An 18,085-nucleotide genomic window follows, 5' to 3' on the forward strand; every position below is an offset into this window, starting at 1 on the left:
ACTTTTAATTAAGCGACAACTCAATAACCGGTATCTCATAAGGTGGCTTAGCCGGCATGGTAACCTCCAGATCATCAGACCCAGACGGTTTGCATAACAACTCTGAATGATCATTTAAAAACTGCGCGTACTTAATTTTACCGGCGTAACCAGGCAGTATCAGCTTGCCCCCGGGATAATCAAACAATTGTACATATAGTTTCTTTGTTGTCTTATTGTAAGTAAGTTTTGTTCCCTCGGGTATTTTATAAGTATCCGGGGCGTAAGTACAGTTGTAAATTGATTTATCGTTGGCATGCATCCAGTGTGCCAAACTATCCAGCGCATTTGTGGCGCGGTAATCAAACTCGCCGCGGGCTGTTGGGCCTACGTTAAGGATAAGGTTACCGCCATTACTTACCGATGTTATCAGCAAATCCAATAACTGGCGGTGGGTTTTCCATGTATTTTCATCGCGATAGTATCCCCATGAGCCCGAAAATGTTTGGCAGGTTTCCCATGTTTTGCCACGGTATTTGGCCAGTTCGGCTGTACTTACCTGTTCCGGTGTTTCAAAATCGGCGCCATCTTTATATTCTTCCAGGTTAAGGCGGTTATCTACTATAATGCCGGGTTGCAATTTCCTGATCAGTTTTAGCAGTTCAACAGATCCCCACTCGTCTTTACCCTTGCCATGCCCATCACCACGTGGGAAAGAAAAATCGAGCCAAAGGATATCAATTTTACCATAGTTGGTTAGCAACTCTGTTATCTGGTTGCGCATATATTGGCGGTATTTGGCCATATCGCGGTTTTTATTCAGTTTGGCATAACTGGCGTCGCTTTTATCTTTTGGCGATTGCGGGTGAATTTCATCAATAGTATAATCGGGGTGGTGCCAATCTAACAACGAATAATAGAAGCCAACTTTAAGCCCCTGTGCGCGGAAAGCGTTTACATACTCGCGTACCAAATCGCGTTTGGCCTGGGTATTAGGCGCTTTATAATCGGTATATTTTGAATCGAAAAGACAAAACCCTTCATGATGTTTAGTGGTGAGTACCGCGTACTTCATACCGGCAGCTTTGGCCTGTTTAGCCCATTTCTGAGGGTCAAAATAATCGGGGTTAAACTGGTCGAAATATTTCTGATAGCCGGCGTTGTCAATCTTCTCGTTATGCTTTACCCATTCGTGCCTTGCCGCGCCCGAGTATAATCCCCAGTGAATAAACATGCCAAAGCGACTGTCTTTCCACCATTCCATCCGTTTTTCTTTTTGGGCATCCGTTTCGGTGCCAATTGTTTTTTGTTGTGCCGAAGCCGATAAAACGGCTACCAACATCACCAGCATAGATAATTGAAGTTTTTTGAACATGAGGTTTATAATTTAGTTGACAGGTTATTTATAGCTGAAATATTTTATCCATTAAAACCCATTTTTCGCCTTTTTGGGCACCTTTAACAGCCTGCTGATATTTCCACATCAGGTTTTCCCATTCCAGCACTTTTGGATTAGCAGCATCGGCAGCCGACTTTTTTTCGAAACTGAAAGTATCGTCGGTTTCCATGATCATAAACAGGCGCACATCAAAACGGTAAATTTCCATGTTGGTGATGCCGTAATCGGTAATACTTTGATGAATCTCGGGCCAGATAGCCTGGTGGTATTTTTCGTATTCGGCAATCAGCTTGGCATCGTCAACCAAATCAAGCGTTAAACAATAGCGGTGGGCCATAAATAGATTTAAAAAGTAGTATATCGGTTATACAAAGAAATAAAGTTTACAGGTAAATAGTTGGTATAAAATGGTTAAAACATTCAGCTTTTTTGGCATATACAGAGCAGCCCCCTCTCTAAATCCGGTACGGGAGATTTTACCTGACTATTTGTTAAAATCCTATCTAATGGGAAGGATTTAGCCGGAGTTTAATCATTACGCTGTTCTTACCATGCATTCAGTCCTTTGTGGCAAGGGGAGAGATAGCTAAAAAAAGACGAAGATCAAAAGTCTCCCTACCGGGGAGATATAGAGGGGGCTTACGAATTCTTAATAAACTCCTTCTGGTACATCAGCGGGCTTTTGCCGGTTACCAGCTTAAAATGTTTGTGAAAGGTTGAAAAGTTATTAAACCCGCTATCGTAACATAGCTGTTTAATGTTCAGCTTATCTTCTATCAGTAATTTACAGGCGTGGCCAACTTTTATTTCGATGATAAACTGCGAGAAGGTTTTGCGGGTTTTTGATTTAAAGTACCGGCAAAACGAGTTGGAACTTACACCCGCTATCTCGGCAATCTCATCCAGGTAAATCTTTTTCCTGAAATTCCGCATCGAATATTCATAAATATTGTTTAGCCGGTCGTTCTCTGAATCATTATGATCGTATTTAAAACCAATGGAAGCCATGTAACTCGATGCCGCGCTGGTGGCAATAGCATTTAGTGCCTTTAGCAGCATGATAATCCTCTCGGCGCCATCGGTACCTGGCATGGCTGCCATCTGGGCGGCTACTTTTTCTTTTGCTGCCCCGGTAATCTGCAACCCGCGTTTTGATTTTTCGAACAATACTTTGATCAATTTATTCTCTGGCAATTGCAAAAATTGCTCGCCCCAAAAGTTTTCGCAAAAGTGTACTACAAAAACCTCTACCCCTTTATTTTCAGCGGAGTTAAAATACAAATCGTCAAAACGCCAGTAGTGCGGCAGGTTGGGGCCAACCAACACCATGTCGCCCGATTTGAATTGTTTAATACTATCGCCAATAAACTGTGTACCGCTGCCTTTTTTCAGGTAAATTAGTTCCAGTTCGGGGTGGCAATGCCAGCGGTTGTTAATATCGGGCAATACATCGTGCCGCACACTAAACGAGTGTGCAGGGCCCGAAGAAACTTTTAGTAACTGCGGTTTCATTCAGCTTATTTTACAATTGATGCGATAAATATAGCCAATAATTGTAAAAATAGCTGATTGTCGCACTTTTTTTACGCCACTAAAAAAACGACACGTCACATTTTCTTTTAAGTGATATATTTTTATATCTTGCTGCCAGATTAAATCCAATTATTTCCTAATGAAACCTTATTACAAACTGCTGCTTCCGGCATTAATATTGCCTTTATTTTCTGTTGCGCAAAGCAATTACAAACCAGGTTATGTTGTTACGCTTAAAGGCGATACTTTACGCGGCTTCATCAACATTAAAGAATGGGCTGTTAACCCACGAAAGGTTAGTTTTAAAACATCGACAAATGATACTCCCCCCCGCGACCTTGGTGTTAGTGATATCACTTCGTTTGCAGCTACAAATTCAGAAGCATATCAAAGATATATTGGCTTACTAAACGTCGATCCAACCAAAATATCCAGCCTTTCAAACGGCCGAAACACGGATACCAAAACTGATTCGGTGTTTTTAAAGATCATCCAAAAAGGAGCCAATATTACTTTATTTGAATATGCCGACGATTTAAAGAATCATTACTTTGTTAGCGGAAGTGGCGATGCTCAGCCAACGGAACTGGTTTACAGGGTTTATAAGAATGATGGAAAAACCATAAACGAAGATGCATATAAACAACAACTATTCCTGTTATCGGAAAAGTACAACGGCTCCAACAACACCAAAACCATTATTGAAAAGGCCGACTATAATGCGGATGACCTAATCGAAATAGCACGATTTATCAATAAAACTAATACGAAACAAGACGCAACATTAACCGATGGCAGTAAAAGCACCCAATTTTTTGCTTCGGCGGGTGTAAACTTTGGCAACATTACATCAGGCATCGACGCATTTAAAGAATTTGACAGCAAATCAGCCTCATCAATATTCCCGCGCATTGCTGTCGGAATAAATGTATTGGCTAACCCCAGTACCGGAAAACTGATATTCAGGGCGCAGCTTGCTTATACCAGTAATAAATTTAAAGGAAATCAAACCGGCGGCTCTACTTATTCGCTAACTCAAAATAATATATCGCTGATACCACAAATCCTGTATAATTTTTACAATACAAATGGCTTTAAATTTTACGCCGCTGCCGGTGCCGCATTTAATATATCAGCTTACGGCGGTAACAAGTATACCTATTCCGGTGCAGGTAAAACAACCGTTACAGATGGCTATCTGTTACAATCAAATTGGATATCATACCCCATAAATATCGGCGCGGTGATTGGTAAAAAATTCGACATCACAGCAGGATACATACCGAATGCGATCTTTACCAAGGATAACACAAATTACATGCAGGTAAGTGCTGTTCAAATAGCCTTAAACTACTATTTTAATTAAAAACTAAACCTCTATCGCAATGAAAACTTTATTTTCAATAGCAGCAGCATTAACGTTGCTACCTGCTTTAACGTTTGCGCAAAGCAACTACAAGCCAGCCTACATCGTTACCCTTAAAGGCGACACCTTACACGGCGAAATAAACCAGAAAGAATGGTTTGGCAACCCCAAAAGCATCGAATTTAAAAGCACTGCAGGCGTTAAAAACTATACGGTAAATGATATAAGCTATTTTGAATTGCTTAATTCATCTATTTATCAGCGGTACTCCGGCGAGATCAGTATGGATGAAACCAATACTTCAAAATTGCAAACAGGAGTTGATTCAACTAAAAAGCAGGATGTGGTATTTTTAAGGGTGGAGCAAAATGGCCCAAATGTAACCTTGTATTCATACATTGATGCCAAAAAGACGAGGTTTTTTATTGGCGATAACAAAACCGGCCAGGTTAAGGAACTTGTTTACCGGATTTATTATTTGCCAGATCACGGCGTACAAACCCGGAGCGAAAATATTTACATACCGCAATTGTATGACCTGGCTATTAAATATAACCCGACATCGGAGAAATTAAAAAGCGAAATAGAAAATGCTACTTATAGTTTACCCGACCTAAAAAGCATTTCCCAAAAACTCAACAATATTACTGTTGATAAAAAAACGTATGGTGGTAAATCGGCGTGGAAATTTTTTGCCGGCGTGGGTGTTAATGCTACCCTGTTTACAACCAGTCCGGGTACCAGCCAGGGCACCAAATTTTACAACGCAAAAAATACAACATCTGTGTACCCCGCAGTGTCAGCAGGTGTAAATTTATATCCAAATCCAAGTGTTGGCAAACTCATTGTACGTGGCGAAATAATGGTTACCGGGGCAGCGTATAAGAACTCTGTAGATCTCTATTTTAACCAGCCGGATATACCAAAATCTGATTTTAATGTAAAGGAATTTTTAGTTATTGTTAATCCGCAGGTGATATACAACATTTATAACACCAACAATTTTAAATTCTTTATCGACGCCGGTATATCCTATACTTTCGTAAAAACCACGGGCAATTCTATCTACAACAGCCATCTTCAAACAACTACGTACAACTACCTTTCTCTAAGTTCGGGACTAATCAGTTTCCCTATCAAGCTGGGTGTAACTTTAGGTAAAAAAGTGGACATATATGTTTCTTATTCCACTCCCGCGGCTATTACCAATAGCAAAAATTATACTATAAATGCAAACAGCATTAAAGCGGGCATTAATTACGAGTTTTAAATCAAAAAAGCGTCCCGGTATCTCACCCCCGGGACGCTGTGTTATGGCTTAAACCAATAACATCAACTAAATCCAGATCAACCTCGCGTATGATCATTGCTTGCCATCTTTCTCAGGGATGGCCAGATTTTAAATATCGTTTCAGACTTTCTCCCTCATTAAAACGGGCCACCGCCACCCGGAGGGGGGCCACCAGGGCCAGGGCCGCCCATACCACCGGGCCCCATTGTTGGTTTCTTACCTGCAAATTTCTGTAGCTTAAGTGTAAAACTTAACAAATAATACCTACCCAGCCTGTTGCTGCTGGTTTGGGTTACATAGCTACCACTTTGCGTACTGGTGTAACCCGTATTTTGATTAAACACATCCATTGCCGAAAGGCGGATAGTACCTGCATTTCCTTTTAAAAACCTGCGCTCAACATAGGTATTTAATATGTTGGGGTTGGTTGCTCCTTTATAGCCGTAATAAAACATCTTGGAGTAATCGTAACTTACAGTCCAATCCTTCCATAAATAATTTTTGCCGTTGATGCCCAGGTTAAGCGAGCTGAAATTATTGTTGATGTTGGCCGTAGTAATCGAATTATTCGACTTATTTACCGCGTAGGTTGTGCTGGCCTCGGCATCTACAACATCAGTAATACTCAACCGGAATCTGACGCCTTGCGAGAGCACCAGGTTTTTAGCTATATTTTTCTCGGTTGTCATGGCATAACTTGTCGAATCGACATTACTTACATAAGAGATGTTATTATTGTAGGCAACGTTGCCTATAAAGAATAAATTATATTTTCTTTTTTCCCAGGGTTTGGCAAATACGTAAAAACCCTGTGCCGAGTAAAATCCATCGGCATTCAAATACTGGGTTAAAATACTTCCGGCCAGTTTGCTGTTTGGCGTGTATGTTTTAGGGTAATTGATAGTGTTGGCTACTATCTTATTATCGGTAGTGGTGAAAGATAAATTACTGAAAAACACATTCCCACTCTCGAAATTAAACTTGTTGTACCTGATGGATAGGTTGTTATTAAACTCTGGCTTTAAATCGGGGTTACCTTGAACCGGGTACGATGCATTGCTGAAATCGGTAACAGGCTGCAACTCGGTATAGGTTGGCTGGTTGCTCACCCCGTTATAGTTTAAGCTTAACGACTGATTACGCGAGAAGTTGTAAATGAACCTGGCATTAGGTGCTAAGTTAAATGTGTGGCTATCTGTTGGCGAAGCACCGTTGGTTAATGATTGCCCGCGCAGTATGGTTGGTTGTGCTACCAAACCTAAGGTGTAGTTATACTTTTTATCGATAAAACGATAGTTTAAGCCAAAACGATTGGTAATAAACGTGGAGTTATAATTATTGCTCAGCAAGCCATAATAATCTTTGGTTACGCCATCAAGGCTGAGGGTATCTGTCCGTTTATCAGCCGTAGTATAGGCGTAATGATAAGCATATGTTAATTCAAGATACCCTTTTTTACTCACCGGCTCCAAAAACGATACGCTTGTACCCAAACTATCGGTACGGCTGTTGGTATTAATAAACTGATTGAGCGGCGCGTTTGCAGCACCATCTAAATAGGTATAAACCGGGTTTTGGTATTTATTGATCTTGTATGATCCGGCACCAACATTTACGCTAAAATTGCGGCCTTTACGGGCAAAACGGTGGTTAAATAACACATTGGCCCCATAATTTGGTTCGGTTTGGTTACTGTAGGTATCAAAATTATAATTGGATATGGTTTGGGAGTTATTAACCAATAAACTACTGCCTAACTGTGTGGTAGTTACTCTTGCATAAGCAAACGATGGTGTAATTTTAATATAATTAACGGTATCGGGCTTAATTTCGATATTGAAGTTGAAACGATGGTTCAGCTTCTCGTCGTTTTGGGTGTTGTTATTGGTATTGGTGCTTGGGTTTGATGTAGATATATTGTTTTGAATGGTTTTGTTGATGGTATATACCGAATTATCGGCAAAGCTATAGCTGCCATAAGCTGTAACTTTTTTGCCCCAGCTATCGCGGTAGTTAAGGCCAAATGACCGTGCTGTAGTGATACCGTTAGTATTGCTGCTATTACCACCCGGAGGACCACCCGGGCCGCCGCCTCTGGGGCCGCCGCCGTTAAAGGTAAACAGGTTGGTATTGGTATTATTTAGATTGCCCAAAAAGGCCAGTTGCTGATCGCCGTTAAATTTGAACATATTTGCCGATGCCACATACCTGTTCCCTTCCTGGCTGTTGGAGATACCGGGAATAGCATCCCTGCCCCCGCCCACGCTGGCCTGGCCAAAATACCCGTAATTTTTACTCTGTTTTATGGTGATGTTAAGGATCTTGTCAGGCTCGCCGCTTTTTACACCGGTAAGATTGGCCTGATCGCCGTAGTCATCAATAATCTGTATGTTTTGTACAATATCAGCGGGCAGGTTTTTGGTGGCCGATTTTACGTCGCCACCAAAAAAATCTTTACCATTTACTCTTACTTTGGTTACACTTTTACCTTGGGCGGTAATATTGCCATCTTTATCAACATCAACACCAGGCAATTTTTTAATTACATCCTCCACAGGGGCATTATCACGAACCGGGTAAGCAGCGGCATTAAATTCAACCGTATCCTCCTTAAGCTTTACCGGGTTAACATCAGATATGGTAACCGTGTTAAGCATATAGGTATCATTTTTAAGAATAATGGGCTTTAACAACACAGGAGTACCGGCATTATCCAACACAAAACGACGGCGCAGCCCCTGGTAACCTATCGAGTTTAAAACCAGGCTAAACGTGTTTGTTTTTACATCGTCAAAGGTAAATGCGCCCTTACTATCGGTAATTACTTTGGTGCTATCGGTACCGGTTAGTAATTTAACGGTGGTTCCAGGTAAGGCTACCCCGGTTGAGTCGGTGACAGTTCCCCTGACCCGCCTGCCCGTTTGGGCAAAGGTTGTGAGGCTAAACAGCAATGCTGCGATTATCAGATATGTAGATTTGAGTTTCATCCTGTTGCGGCTTATTTACAACACAAAGGAATAACATCGGCATCACCCCCAAAAACGCAATAGACAGGGGTACTACAAACGTAGATGAAGGCATGCTTTTTACCTATAAACCCATGCATTTGCCCCCTTAAACTACAATAACACTATTTAACGGTTAATTTTGGCCATTTGTCGGCGAGTTATGCCTCTTAGGCGATTATGCTTGATTGATAGCCAATTGGTTTAGTAATATTGAAGAGTTATTAAACCGCCATCGAGAATCTTCAGGTCAAGATTTTCTGTCGAAAAATAAAAAACATAAATAGTCCTGATTCTCGTATCTTGACTTCTGATTATAACCAGCAATGAGCCTCAAATCAAAAAGCACTACGATTACTATCCTAATTCATGTATTAATATGGGCCGTACTGGTTTTTGCCCTGCTTTTATACCAGCCGCTTACCTGGAACATCGTATTACCTTATCAATTCTGGGTAAAACAGGCTTTGGTTATTATTGTGCTGGTGGTTGCTTTCTATATCAATTCTATTGTACTTGTGCCGGTATACCTATTAAAAAACCGTACCGGAATGTACTTCCTGATTATCATTGGGTTAATAATTGCCATATATTTTTTAAACAATCTTTTCGACAGTGCTTTAAATATGCATCAATTAATGGATGCAGCTACGCACAAACACAGCAGGCCGCCAAAACAGGGCGGCGGCAGAAATCATATTTTTGATTTTGTAATCGTGTTTATCATGGCATTGGTATTAGGCATCAGCACCAGCATTACGGCTATTCAAAAGTGGCAGGCCGATATCAGGCTCCGCGAAACTTTAGAACAAGATAAAATCAGTTCGGAATTATCGTTCCTGAAAGCGCAGATCAATCCGCATTTCTTTTTCAATACGCTGAATAACATTTACGCGCTTACGCATATCAATGCCGAAACATCGCGCAAAGCTATTCACCAGCTTTCGCGGATGATGCGGTACGTGTTATATGATACCCAACACGGCACTGCATTGTTAAGTCAGGAAATAGCCTTTATAAAAGACTACATCAGCCTGATGGAACTACGGCTTACCGATAAGGTGAAAGTTACATTTAATTCGCCCCCAGCTGTTAATGATATGACCGTTGCCCCTATGATATTTTTACCTTTTGTGGAGAATGCCTTTAAACATGGCATCAGCGCCACGCTGCCCAGTGAAATCCTTATCAGCGTTGAACAAAATGCAGAGATGCTGGAACTAAGGGTAGAAAACTCCATTTACAAAGACGCCAACCCCAACCTGGAAGAAAACAAAGGCATTGGCCTTACCAATACCCTGCGCCGTTTAGATTTGTTGTATGCCGGAAAATACACATTGGATATAAAGGAAGATGTCGCCGCAAATACCTATAAAGTTCACTTAATACTCAACCTGTCATGATATTAAACTGCATAGCCGTTGATGATGAGCCCCTGGCCCTTGGGCTGGTTTGCGCCTTTATTGAACAAACGCCCTTTTTAAAACTTACAGGCCGCTACAGCAGCGCTGTTGAAGCACTGGTTGGTTTACAAGACCAAAAGGTGGACCTTATTTTCCTGGATATACAAATGCCCAATTTAAACGGCATCGAGCTGGCCCGTGTGCTGGATAGCCGGGGCGCCAGCAAACCCCGTATCATTTTTACCACGGCTTACAACCAGTTTGCGTTGGAAGGCTACAAGGTTGACGCGCTGGATTACCTGTTGAAACCTTTTAATTACGAAGAGTTTTTGCATGCCGCCAACAAAGCATTAAGCTATGCCGAGCTGCTACAACGCTCAGCCAACCCGGCCCCCGCCGCGATGACTGCTCCCGAAGAACATCGTATTGAGGACGACTACCTGTTTTTAAAGATAGAGTACCAGCTGGTGCGCATAGCACTTAAAGATATCCTGTACATAGAGGGCCTGAAAGATTACGTTAAAATATACCTGCAAGGCACCGAGAAAGCCCTGCTATCGCTCACCAGTTTAAAGTCGCTGGAAGAAAAATTGCCGTCAAAACGCTTTATGCGGGTGCACCGCTCGTTCATCGTATCGTTAGATAAAATAAACTCCATTACCCGCAACGCCCTGCAAATTGGCAAAGTAAACATCACCGTTGGCGATCAGTATAAGGATGCTTTCGGGGTATTTTTGAGTAAGTGGGTGTAAGGGGAGTCTTTGTCTGAACCGGAATTAAACGAATTTATTGAATTATTGAATTATTGAATTATTGAAATTCGATAAATTCTTTAATTCGTTTAATTCCGGTTCAGACAACATCGCTTTGCAATTTTTTCTCTCCCATTCTCCCGCATTAAATAATAATCCCTAATTTTATTTTATGCAAGAGGTAACCGTATCCTGGCTTAAATCGCTCGAAGCTTTAGAGCATGTCCCGGATGATCAGCTGCAATGGCTGATAGATAATAGTGAATACAAAATATTTGAAGATGGCACGTTGCTTAATGAGCCTGGCTCACCCGCTACGGGGCCACATATAATTATTGAAGGCAGTATGCGGTTTTACATGCTGCAAAACCGCGGCCGTCGCGATTTTGTTGCCGTAGGGCCCGGAAGTATAACAGGCTATCTTCCGTTTTCGCGCGGACTCATTTCAAAAGGCTATGCCGAAGCTATCGGCGAACTGCATGTTTTGAGTTTCCCTACCGAGCGGATAACCGAAATGATAAAAAATCATTTTGAACTTACCCAGGCGTTAGTACACATCATGACCAACCGCGTGCGCGATTTTACAGCCCTGCAGCAGCAAAACGAAAAAATGATGGCCTTAGGTAAACTATCCGCCGGGCTGGCCCACGAGTTGAATAACCCGGCATCGGCCATTGTGCGTGATTCTACTTCCCTAAGCAAGCACTTACAGTTAGCGCCTGATGCCGTAAAGGGAATGTTTGCCATAAAAATGACCCCCGAACAGGTTGACGGTGTAACCGGCGAGATGTTTAAAGTGCTTGGGGCAAAAGAAGGAACACGCCTGAGTTTGAAGCAACGTACCCAACGCGAAGATGAAATTGGCGAATGGCTTGATGAAAACGAGATAGAAAACAGCTACGACATAGCCGAAAGCTTTGTTGATTTTAATTTCACGTTAGAAAATCTCGACACTTTAAAAAGCTATATCCCAAAACAGTTTTTGTCGACCATCCTTAACTGGATGAGCAACAAGCTGGTGGCCGAAAAAATGATCCTGGATATCCAGGAATCATCCAAACGGATAGCCGAACTGGTAAGTTCGGTTAAAACTTTTACGCATATGGACCGCGGGCAGGATAAGCAGTATGCCGATATTCATATTGGTATCACCAACACGCTTACCATGCTGGGTTACAAAATTCGTAAAGGAAATATTACCGTTGTTGAAGATTTTGACCGAACTTTGCCCGAAGTTAAAGCGCTGATTGGCGAGCTTAACCAGGTTTGGACAAACCTTATTGATAATGCCCTTGATGCTATGGCACCCGCGGGCAAAGGCATCCTGACCATTAAGACCCGGCGCGACCGGGAGTTTGTAGAAGTTTTTATTATCGACGATGGCCCCGGCATTCCCGAAGATATCCAAAGCCAGATTTTCGATCCATTTTTTACCACCAAAGAGATGGGCAAGGGTACCGGCATGGGGCTTGAAGTGGTGCAACGGATTGTAAAACAACACCGTGGATCGATCAAAGTAAAATCGAAGCCCGGGTGTACCGTGTTTAATGTTTGCTTTCTTATTGACGGGTAGCCAACATTTTTTTAATAATATATTTATCATTTACCTGTAGCAAAACCTATGAATCGACCTATTATATTTTCAATTGATGATGATCAGCAGGTACTACGGTCTATAAGCCGTGATTTGCGGTCACAGTACGGTAAAGAGTACAAAATACTAAGTACGACATCGGCACAGGAAGCACTGGAAACACTTACCGAACTCAAAAATGGTTCGGATGTGGTAGCCTTGTTTCTTTGCGACCAGCGCATGCCCGAAATGGAAGGCGTTAAATTTTTAGAAAAAGCAAAAAAAGTATTTCCTGACGCCAAAAGGGTATTACTTACGGCATACAGCGATACCGAGGCGGCTATTAAAGCCATCAATGATGTGCAGCTGGATTATTACCTCATGAAACCCTGGGATCCGCCGGAAGAAAAATTGTACCCGGTAATAAATGATTTGCTTGCAGACTGGCATAACAGTTACATTCCCGAATTTGTAGGTATTAAATTGGTAGGGTACCAGTTTTCGCCGCAATCGCATGTGATAAAAGATTACCTGGCCGGTAACCTTATCCCCTATCGCTGGCTTGATATCGAAAAGAATGTGGATGCAGGAACGCTACTGGCTTTAAACAACCTATCTACCGATTGCCTGCCCATGGTGTTTTTTGAGGACGGCAGCTATCTGCAAAAACCATCGATACAAGGCATAGCCGCCAAGCTTGAAAAAAACACCCAAACATTAACCGATGTTTATGATGTGGTGATTATAGGCGCTGGCCCCGCCGGCCTTGCCGCCGCGGTTTATGGCGCATCCGAAGGTTTAAAAACCCTGCTGATTGAGCGTAAAGCTCCGGGCGGACAGGCAGGCACCAGTTCGCGGATTGAAAACTACCTGGGTTTCCCGGCTGGCTTAAGCGGTGCCGATCTTACCCGCCGGGCCATTACACAGGCCATGCGTTTGGGCGCCGAATTTTTATCGCCCCAATCTGTTAGTGATATCAAACAAAAAGATGGTTACAAAACCATTATTTTGGATGACGGCCCCGAAATTATAAGCCGCACTGTAGTGATAACTACCGGCGTTGATTACCGTAAACTGGAAGTTAAAGGCGTTGAAAACTTTACAGGTGCAGGCATTTATTACGGAGCCGCCACTACCGAAGCTTCGGCTTGTACGGGTAAAGATGTTTACGTAATTGGTGGTGGTAACTCGGCCGGGCAGGCTGCCATGCACCTTTCTAAATATGCAACAAAGGTACATATCGTGATCAGGCGCGAGGACTTGGTGGCAACCATGTCGGCCTACCTGATTACACAAATCAGCGAAACACCCAACATTGAGGTGCTGGGCAATACCGAGATTGTAGAAGCTCACGGCGGTAACTGCCTGGAAAAATTAACCTTAAAAAACTGTATAACGCAGGAAACTTTTACAAATAAGGCTGCTGCCTTGTACATTTTTATAGGCGCCAAACCATATACCGACTGGATTAAGCTCGACATTATAAAAAACAACAAGGATTTTATAGAAACCGGCCGCGAGCTGCGCAGCTACGAAAGCTTTAACAAAGTATGGAAACTTAAGCGCGATCCGTTTTTACTGGAAACCAGCTGCTCGGGTATTTTTGCCGCCGGCGATGTACGCGCCGGGGCCATGAACAGGGTGGCATCTGCCGTGGGCGAAGGCTCAATGGCCATTAGTTTTGTTCACAAATATTTAGCTGAAGTTTAATAACACATATGCAAGACGACGACCAAATATGCCAGCACCTGGCGGCAATTACCGATATTAAACAACCAAAGGAGTACCTGTGCGAAGAGTGCGTTAAAACACATTCATCATGGATGCACCTGCGCACCTGCCAAACCTGTGGCGTTACATTATGCTGCGATAGCTCGCCCAATACACACATGACCAAACATTTTGAAGCCACCGGCCACCCGGTAGTAATATCCGCCGAGCCCGGCGAAAGATGGCTATGGTGCTATATGGATAAAGCGGTAGTGGGGTATTGAGGTAGATGTGCAGATTTCAGATGTGCAGATGAAGGAATTAATGTGCAGATATGCAGATTTCAGATGTGCAGATGAAAAAATTAATGGGCAGATATGCAGTTTTAAGATATGCAGATTTAAGATATGCAGATTTCAACTGCGCAACTCAAATCATCTGAAATCTGCACATCTGAAATCTGCACATCAACAAGCTTATCCTTCCAGGTACCTATCCAAGGAGATTGGGCCTGAACCTAAGATGGTGAACAGTGATAGTAGGATCAATGCAATTACCGATGGCCATTCCAGGGCATTTATTGGTTCCCGGAAAATACCGGTTACAAATACGGCTCCTAACACGATGGGGATCTGGATAAGAGAAGCCAGCCGGGTAAATATACCGAGCGTTATCAGTATGCCTCCAATCATGTGGGCAAAAGTTACATAATAAACCAAAACCATTAGTACCCCTGGCGAAAGATCAACGATATCCTGGCTGTCGATAAGATCGCGCAGGTAGGCCGTGTTTTCCATAAAGGCTATTCCTTTCAGCAATAAAAATACCCCAAGGGCAACACGTATAAGATCAAGGATTTTAGGGTGATGTGTATCGCCCCAATGTTCAATTTTATGAACCACATTCATAACAGCCTCCTTATTTTTAAAGGTATAATTGGTTTTGGTAACCAGGTTGCTTGCAGGTAGAATAATGCGGCTTGGTTACGCTATATAAATATAGTAACAAACTTGTTATAATTACAAATTGTTTTTATTCGAGATACAATCATAGGTCATTTAAAATCAACTTATTAAATTGACTGACTGTTGTATTCTTACAAAAAAATATGCGATGGATATAAATTTCGATCATAATAAACTACTCAAAAAAATAACAAAACAACGATTGAGTACTTACGGTATTGTTCAAAAAGGAACGTCAAGAACTTTTCTGAAAGATCATGGCTGGTATACAATCGTAATTGAATTTCAGCCTTCGGGTTTCGGCAAGGGCACTTATTTGAATGTTGGGGTAGATCTTAACTTTTACCCGCAACAGCATTTATCATTCTCTTACGATTATAGGCAAAAGGAATTTCGCGAAGCCAAAAATGAAGATCAGTACACTGAGATAGTTATTGACTTTTGCAATTTCGCCATAAAAAAAACCCAAAAGCTGGAAACCGATTTCAGCGATATTGGAACCGCCATCGAAACAGTAAAGAAGTCGGATAGCAAAGAGCTGTGGAATAAATACAATTTAGCAATATTATATGGCTTAATGGGCAATTTACCCAAATCAAGAAGACTTTTAAATGAAATCCGAGAAAAAAAATATCAATATGATTATGAATTCGAACGACAAAAAGTAGTGATAAGTATATTGACCTGCATGGATGAATTTGAGCCATTTATTAACAAAATCCAGGACATCATTACGCAAACCAGAGCACTTAAAAAGCTGCCTGTTTATACATTAGAAAATCTTACCGAAGTAAAAACCAAACGAACTATTAGTGAACGTATATTGTCATTTTTCGACAGATGAGTATACTATTTATTCTATCCCAACTCTCTCGTTTAAAATAGGATCGCTTGCTTTAAATTTAGTTTCAAAAGGCACCCGCAAATCATCAACACCGAGGTTATCGAGCACCTGCTTTTGTTGCTTTACAAAATCTGTTAGGTCTTCAATTTTCTTGATTTGATGTTTGCCAAAATCCTCCAGCATTTTCCCTTTTAAACCCAATTGAATTGCGCGGCGTTGCAGCTTATTGCCATACGGGTCATGGTCAGGATCCCATTGCAGGCGCACTTCCTTTTGCTCCAGGCCGGCCCTCCATTGTGCGTGGCTTTGGTAATATTGAGGATTAAATGAAGATATGGCTGCTTCACCCATGATTTTCTCAAAATCCATCTTTTGAATCCACAGCGCAAGTACCCTTTCCTGGTTTTCCTTTTCGGCCCAGCCGCAGCGGTACATCATCCATAAAAAATTGGGCTTTATCCACGACATCCGGCTATAACTATAATGGTTACCGCCAAGGAATTGATGCTCTACCGCAAAATCGGCAATGCGATGATTATAGGCCTGGTAAACAACGATAAGATCTTCGGTTTGGTGGCCTAACAAATGCTGGCCGGTTTTGGGTAATCTTTGGATGCTATTCCGGTATAATTCGGTAGTGATGTGTAGTAGATTGTTTTTTGTTAAATTGGTATTCATTAATGTATTATATATTCATAGTTGATCTTTTACAGATCATATTCCTTTAACCATCCTCTTAAGGTGGCCAGGTCTTTTTTCACAGCAGTTGTAAATGCGTCCTTGCTGATAGTTAATTGTTTGGCGCCATCCTGCGCGCCGCCAAGTTCATATTCGCAGTGCAGGCTCATGGGTCCGTTTATTTTTTGTTCTTTTAATATACGAAAATATTTTGGAAAATCCACCATACCCTCGCCCAAAGGCACACTTTTAACCTGCCATTTACCATTTTTTTTGTCCCAGTAAAAATCTTTTACATTCGTGGTTTTAATCCGTGGGATAAGTGTTTGGATAGATGTTGACCAGGTGTCGGCACCTTCGGTAGTGGCATGCCTTACGTCGTACTGGCATCCAATAAAATCAGGACTGGTTGCATCCATCCCCAGCCAAAGATCCCAAACCGAGGCGCCAAATAACTCGCCCGAATGGTTTTGATAAGCACCATGCATGTTATATTGGCCGTTAAGGGCCTCAAGCGCCTTAAACTGTTTGTTTATAGCTTTCAGGTTTTCGGGGATGCCGATGCTTTTATCATAATTTAACCAGGCCATCCGGTAGTATTTAATTCCTAATGCCGATGCTGCCTTCAAAATATCGTGAGTGTATTTTTCGTCGGGCGATTTAATGTTGGTTACAATGGTATAAACTTTTAAACCGGCTTGCTCAACTGCGGCGACTGCTTTTGGCAGGTCGGCAGCCACATGCTCCGGCAATACGTGCCCGTCGGGCCTTACGGTAAGGTCTACCCCATCAAAGCCCATATCAGCCGCTAATGAGGCCATATCAGTGTAATTGAGCCAATGCAGATGCTTGGAGAAAATGCTTACTTTAATTTTTCCGGGGGATGATTGACCGGCATCGCTCCTATTTGAGCCTTTGGGTAAAGTAAATCCTTTGGCGTTTAAACCTAATGCCATGCCGGCCGTTGCCATTGTAGCTGCTGCAATAAACTTTTTGCGGCTGATATTTTCCATAAGCTTATAAATTGGTATTGCAATATACCAAAAGCCGGATGGAATTTCAGATAGCCTAAGTGTAAATGCCTTTATCAATCAAAGCCAACATATTCCTTTTGCTTAACCTCTACATAGCCCGAGGTATTATCCCGATTGATATACATTACGATATGAAAAAAGTCGTTATCAAACTGGTAAATGTTGTTTATTGTATCGGCCCCCTGGAACTTCATGGGCAGGCCCTGTTTTTTTGCCTGTGAAATTAAGTGGAAAATTTGTTCAGTACGGGCTGTTTTATAGGTTACGGTACGCAATATGGCCCCGCTGCTTAATTTCAAAGCTACCCCAATATCTACCGATTCTTGTTTCTTTTGGGCATCTATTTTACTCAAATGCTCAATAGTATTGCCATCAACATCCTGGGTATAGGCCTTTTTAAAGCCTTTTGCCAAAACCAGGTATTTATGCGCATCGGCGTTTGTTAGGTTGGTTAAATTGATAAGGTCATTAACTGTTATGCTTTGTCCAAACAGGTTGGCGCCGCAAAAACATAATAAAGCCACAAACAGGAACTTTTTCATTTTTGTTATCG

General features: G+C 42.0%; 16 protein-coding genes. 8 read left to right on the plus strand and 8 right to left on the minus strand.

The window, feature by feature from the left end:
- Positions 1 to 4: 4 nt before the first annotated feature.
- From PQ469_RS15910 to PQ469_RS15920, 3 genes are all read right to left on the minus strand, one after another.
- Complete coding sequence (locus tag PQ469_RS15910; RefSeq protein ID WP_274208560.1) at positions 5 to 1,354, minus strand: alpha-L-fucosidase; 1,350 nt, start codon at positions 1,352 to 1,354, stop codon at positions 5 to 7.
- A gap of 28 nt (positions 1,355 to 1,382) precedes the next feature.
- On the minus strand, positions 1,383 to 1,715 hold the full coding sequence (locus tag PQ469_RS15915; protein WP_090649687.1) for an L-rhamnose mutarotase: 333 nt from the start codon (positions 1,713 to 1,715) through the stop codon (positions 1,383 to 1,385).
- Positions 1,716 to 2,017: 302 nt separating this feature from the next.
- Positions 2,018 to 2,890, minus strand: coding sequence for an AraC family transcriptional regulator (locus PQ469_RS15920; protein WP_274208561.1), 873 nt, complete (start codon positions 2,888 to 2,890; stop codon positions 2,018 to 2,020).
- Positions 2,891 to 3,050: 160 nt separating this feature from the next.
- Here PQ469_RS15920 and PQ469_RS15925 point away from each other — a divergent pair, with 160 nt between their 5' ends.
- Both PQ469_RS15925 and PQ469_RS15930 read left to right on the plus strand, forming a co-directional pair.
- Positions 3,051 to 4,277 (plus strand): hypothetical protein, encoded by a 1,227-nt coding sequence (locus PQ469_RS15925; RefSeq protein WP_274208562.1) that lies wholly within the window; start codon positions 3,051 to 3,053, stop codon positions 4,275 to 4,277.
- A gap of 19 nt (positions 4,278 to 4,296) precedes the next feature.
- Complete coding sequence (locus tag PQ469_RS15930) at positions 4,297 to 5,547, plus strand: hypothetical protein (protein WP_274208563.1); 1,251 nt, start codon at positions 4,297 to 4,299, stop codon at positions 5,545 to 5,547.
- 158 nt (positions 5,548 to 5,705) lie between these two features.
- Here PQ469_RS15930 and PQ469_RS15935 read toward each other — a convergent pair whose 3' ends face one another.
- Positions 5,706 to 8,555 (minus strand): outer membrane beta-barrel protein, encoded by a 2,850-nt coding sequence (locus PQ469_RS15935; protein ID WP_274208564.1) that lies wholly within the window; start codon positions 8,553 to 8,555, stop codon positions 5,706 to 5,708.
- A 344-nt stretch (positions 8,556 to 8,899) separates the two neighbouring features.
- Here PQ469_RS15935 and PQ469_RS15940 point away from each other — a divergent pair, with 344 nt between their 5' ends.
- The 5 genes from PQ469_RS15940 (at position 8,900) to PQ469_RS15960 (ending at position 14,295) form a co-directional block, all read left to right on the plus strand.
- Positions 8,900 to 9,976: a sensor histidine kinase gene (locus PQ469_RS15940; RefSeq protein ID WP_090649673.1), complete on the plus strand. Its 1,077-nt coding sequence runs from the start codon at positions 8,900 to 8,902 to the stop codon at positions 9,974 to 9,976.
- Positions 9,973 to 10,728, plus strand: a complete 756-nt coding sequence (locus PQ469_RS15945) for a LytR/AlgR family response regulator transcription factor (RefSeq protein ID WP_274208565.1) — start codon at positions 9,973 to 9,975, stop codon at positions 10,726 to 10,728. Before PQ469_RS15940 ends, PQ469_RS15945 begins: the two co-directional genes overlap by 4 nt.
- A gap of 172 nt (positions 10,729 to 10,900) precedes the next feature.
- Positions 10,901 to 12,301: an ATP-binding protein gene (locus PQ469_RS15950; RefSeq protein WP_274208566.1), complete on the plus strand. Its 1,401-nt coding sequence runs from the start codon at positions 10,901 to 10,903 to the stop codon at positions 12,299 to 12,301.
- Positions 12,302 to 12,349: 48 nt separating this feature from the next.
- Entirely contained in the window at positions 12,350 to 14,011 is a 1,662-nt protein-coding gene (locus PQ469_RS15955; RefSeq protein ID WP_090649664.1) for a response regulator, read from the plus strand.
- Positions 14,012 to 14,019: 8 nt separating this feature from the next.
- Positions 14,020 to 14,295 carry a UBP-type zinc finger domain-containing protein gene (locus PQ469_RS15960; RefSeq protein ID WP_274208567.1) on the plus strand — a complete coding sequence of 92 codons (276 nt, stop codon included), beginning with the start codon at positions 14,020 to 14,022 and terminating at the stop codon, positions 14,293 to 14,295.
- Positions 14,296 to 14,487: 192 nt separating this feature from the next.
- Here PQ469_RS15960 and PQ469_RS15965 read toward each other — a convergent pair whose 3' ends face one another.
- Positions 14,488 to 14,919, minus strand: a complete 432-nt coding sequence (locus PQ469_RS15965) for a DoxX family protein (RefSeq protein WP_274208568.1) — start codon at positions 14,917 to 14,919, stop codon at positions 14,488 to 14,490.
- A 205-nt stretch (positions 14,920 to 15,124) separates the two neighbouring features.
- Here PQ469_RS15965 and PQ469_RS15970 point away from each other — a divergent pair, with 205 nt between their 5' ends.
- Positions 15,125 to 15,820: a hypothetical protein gene (locus PQ469_RS15970; RefSeq protein ID WP_274208569.1), complete on the plus strand. Its 696-nt coding sequence runs from the start codon at positions 15,125 to 15,127 to the stop codon at positions 15,818 to 15,820.
- A gap of 9 nt (positions 15,821 to 15,829) precedes the next feature.
- Here the strand turns inward: PQ469_RS15970 and PQ469_RS15975 are convergent, their stop codons facing one another.
- The 3 genes from PQ469_RS15975 to PQ469_RS15985 form a co-directional block, all read right to left on the minus strand.
- Positions 15,830 to 16,498, minus strand: coding sequence for a DUF4291 domain-containing protein (locus tag PQ469_RS15975; RefSeq protein WP_274208570.1), 669 nt, complete (start codon positions 16,496 to 16,498; stop codon positions 15,830 to 15,832).
- A gap of 29 nt (positions 16,499 to 16,527) precedes the next feature.
- Positions 16,528 to 17,511, minus strand: coding sequence for a sugar phosphate isomerase/epimerase family protein (locus tag PQ469_RS15980; protein ID WP_274208571.1), 984 nt, complete (start codon positions 17,509 to 17,511; stop codon positions 16,528 to 16,530).
- Positions 17,512 to 17,585: 74 nt separating this feature from the next.
- Positions 17,586 to 18,074 carry a hypothetical protein gene (locus PQ469_RS15985; protein WP_274208572.1) on the minus strand — a complete coding sequence of 163 codons (489 nt, stop codon included), beginning with the start codon at positions 18,072 to 18,074 and terminating at the stop codon, positions 17,586 to 17,588.
- Between the last annotated feature and the right edge of the window lie 11 nt (positions 18,075 to 18,085).

The organism is Mucilaginibacter sp. KACC 22773 (assembly GCF_028736215.1).
Classification (GTDB): Bacteria; Bacteroidota; Bacteroidia; order Sphingobacteriales; family Sphingobacteriaceae; genus Mucilaginibacter.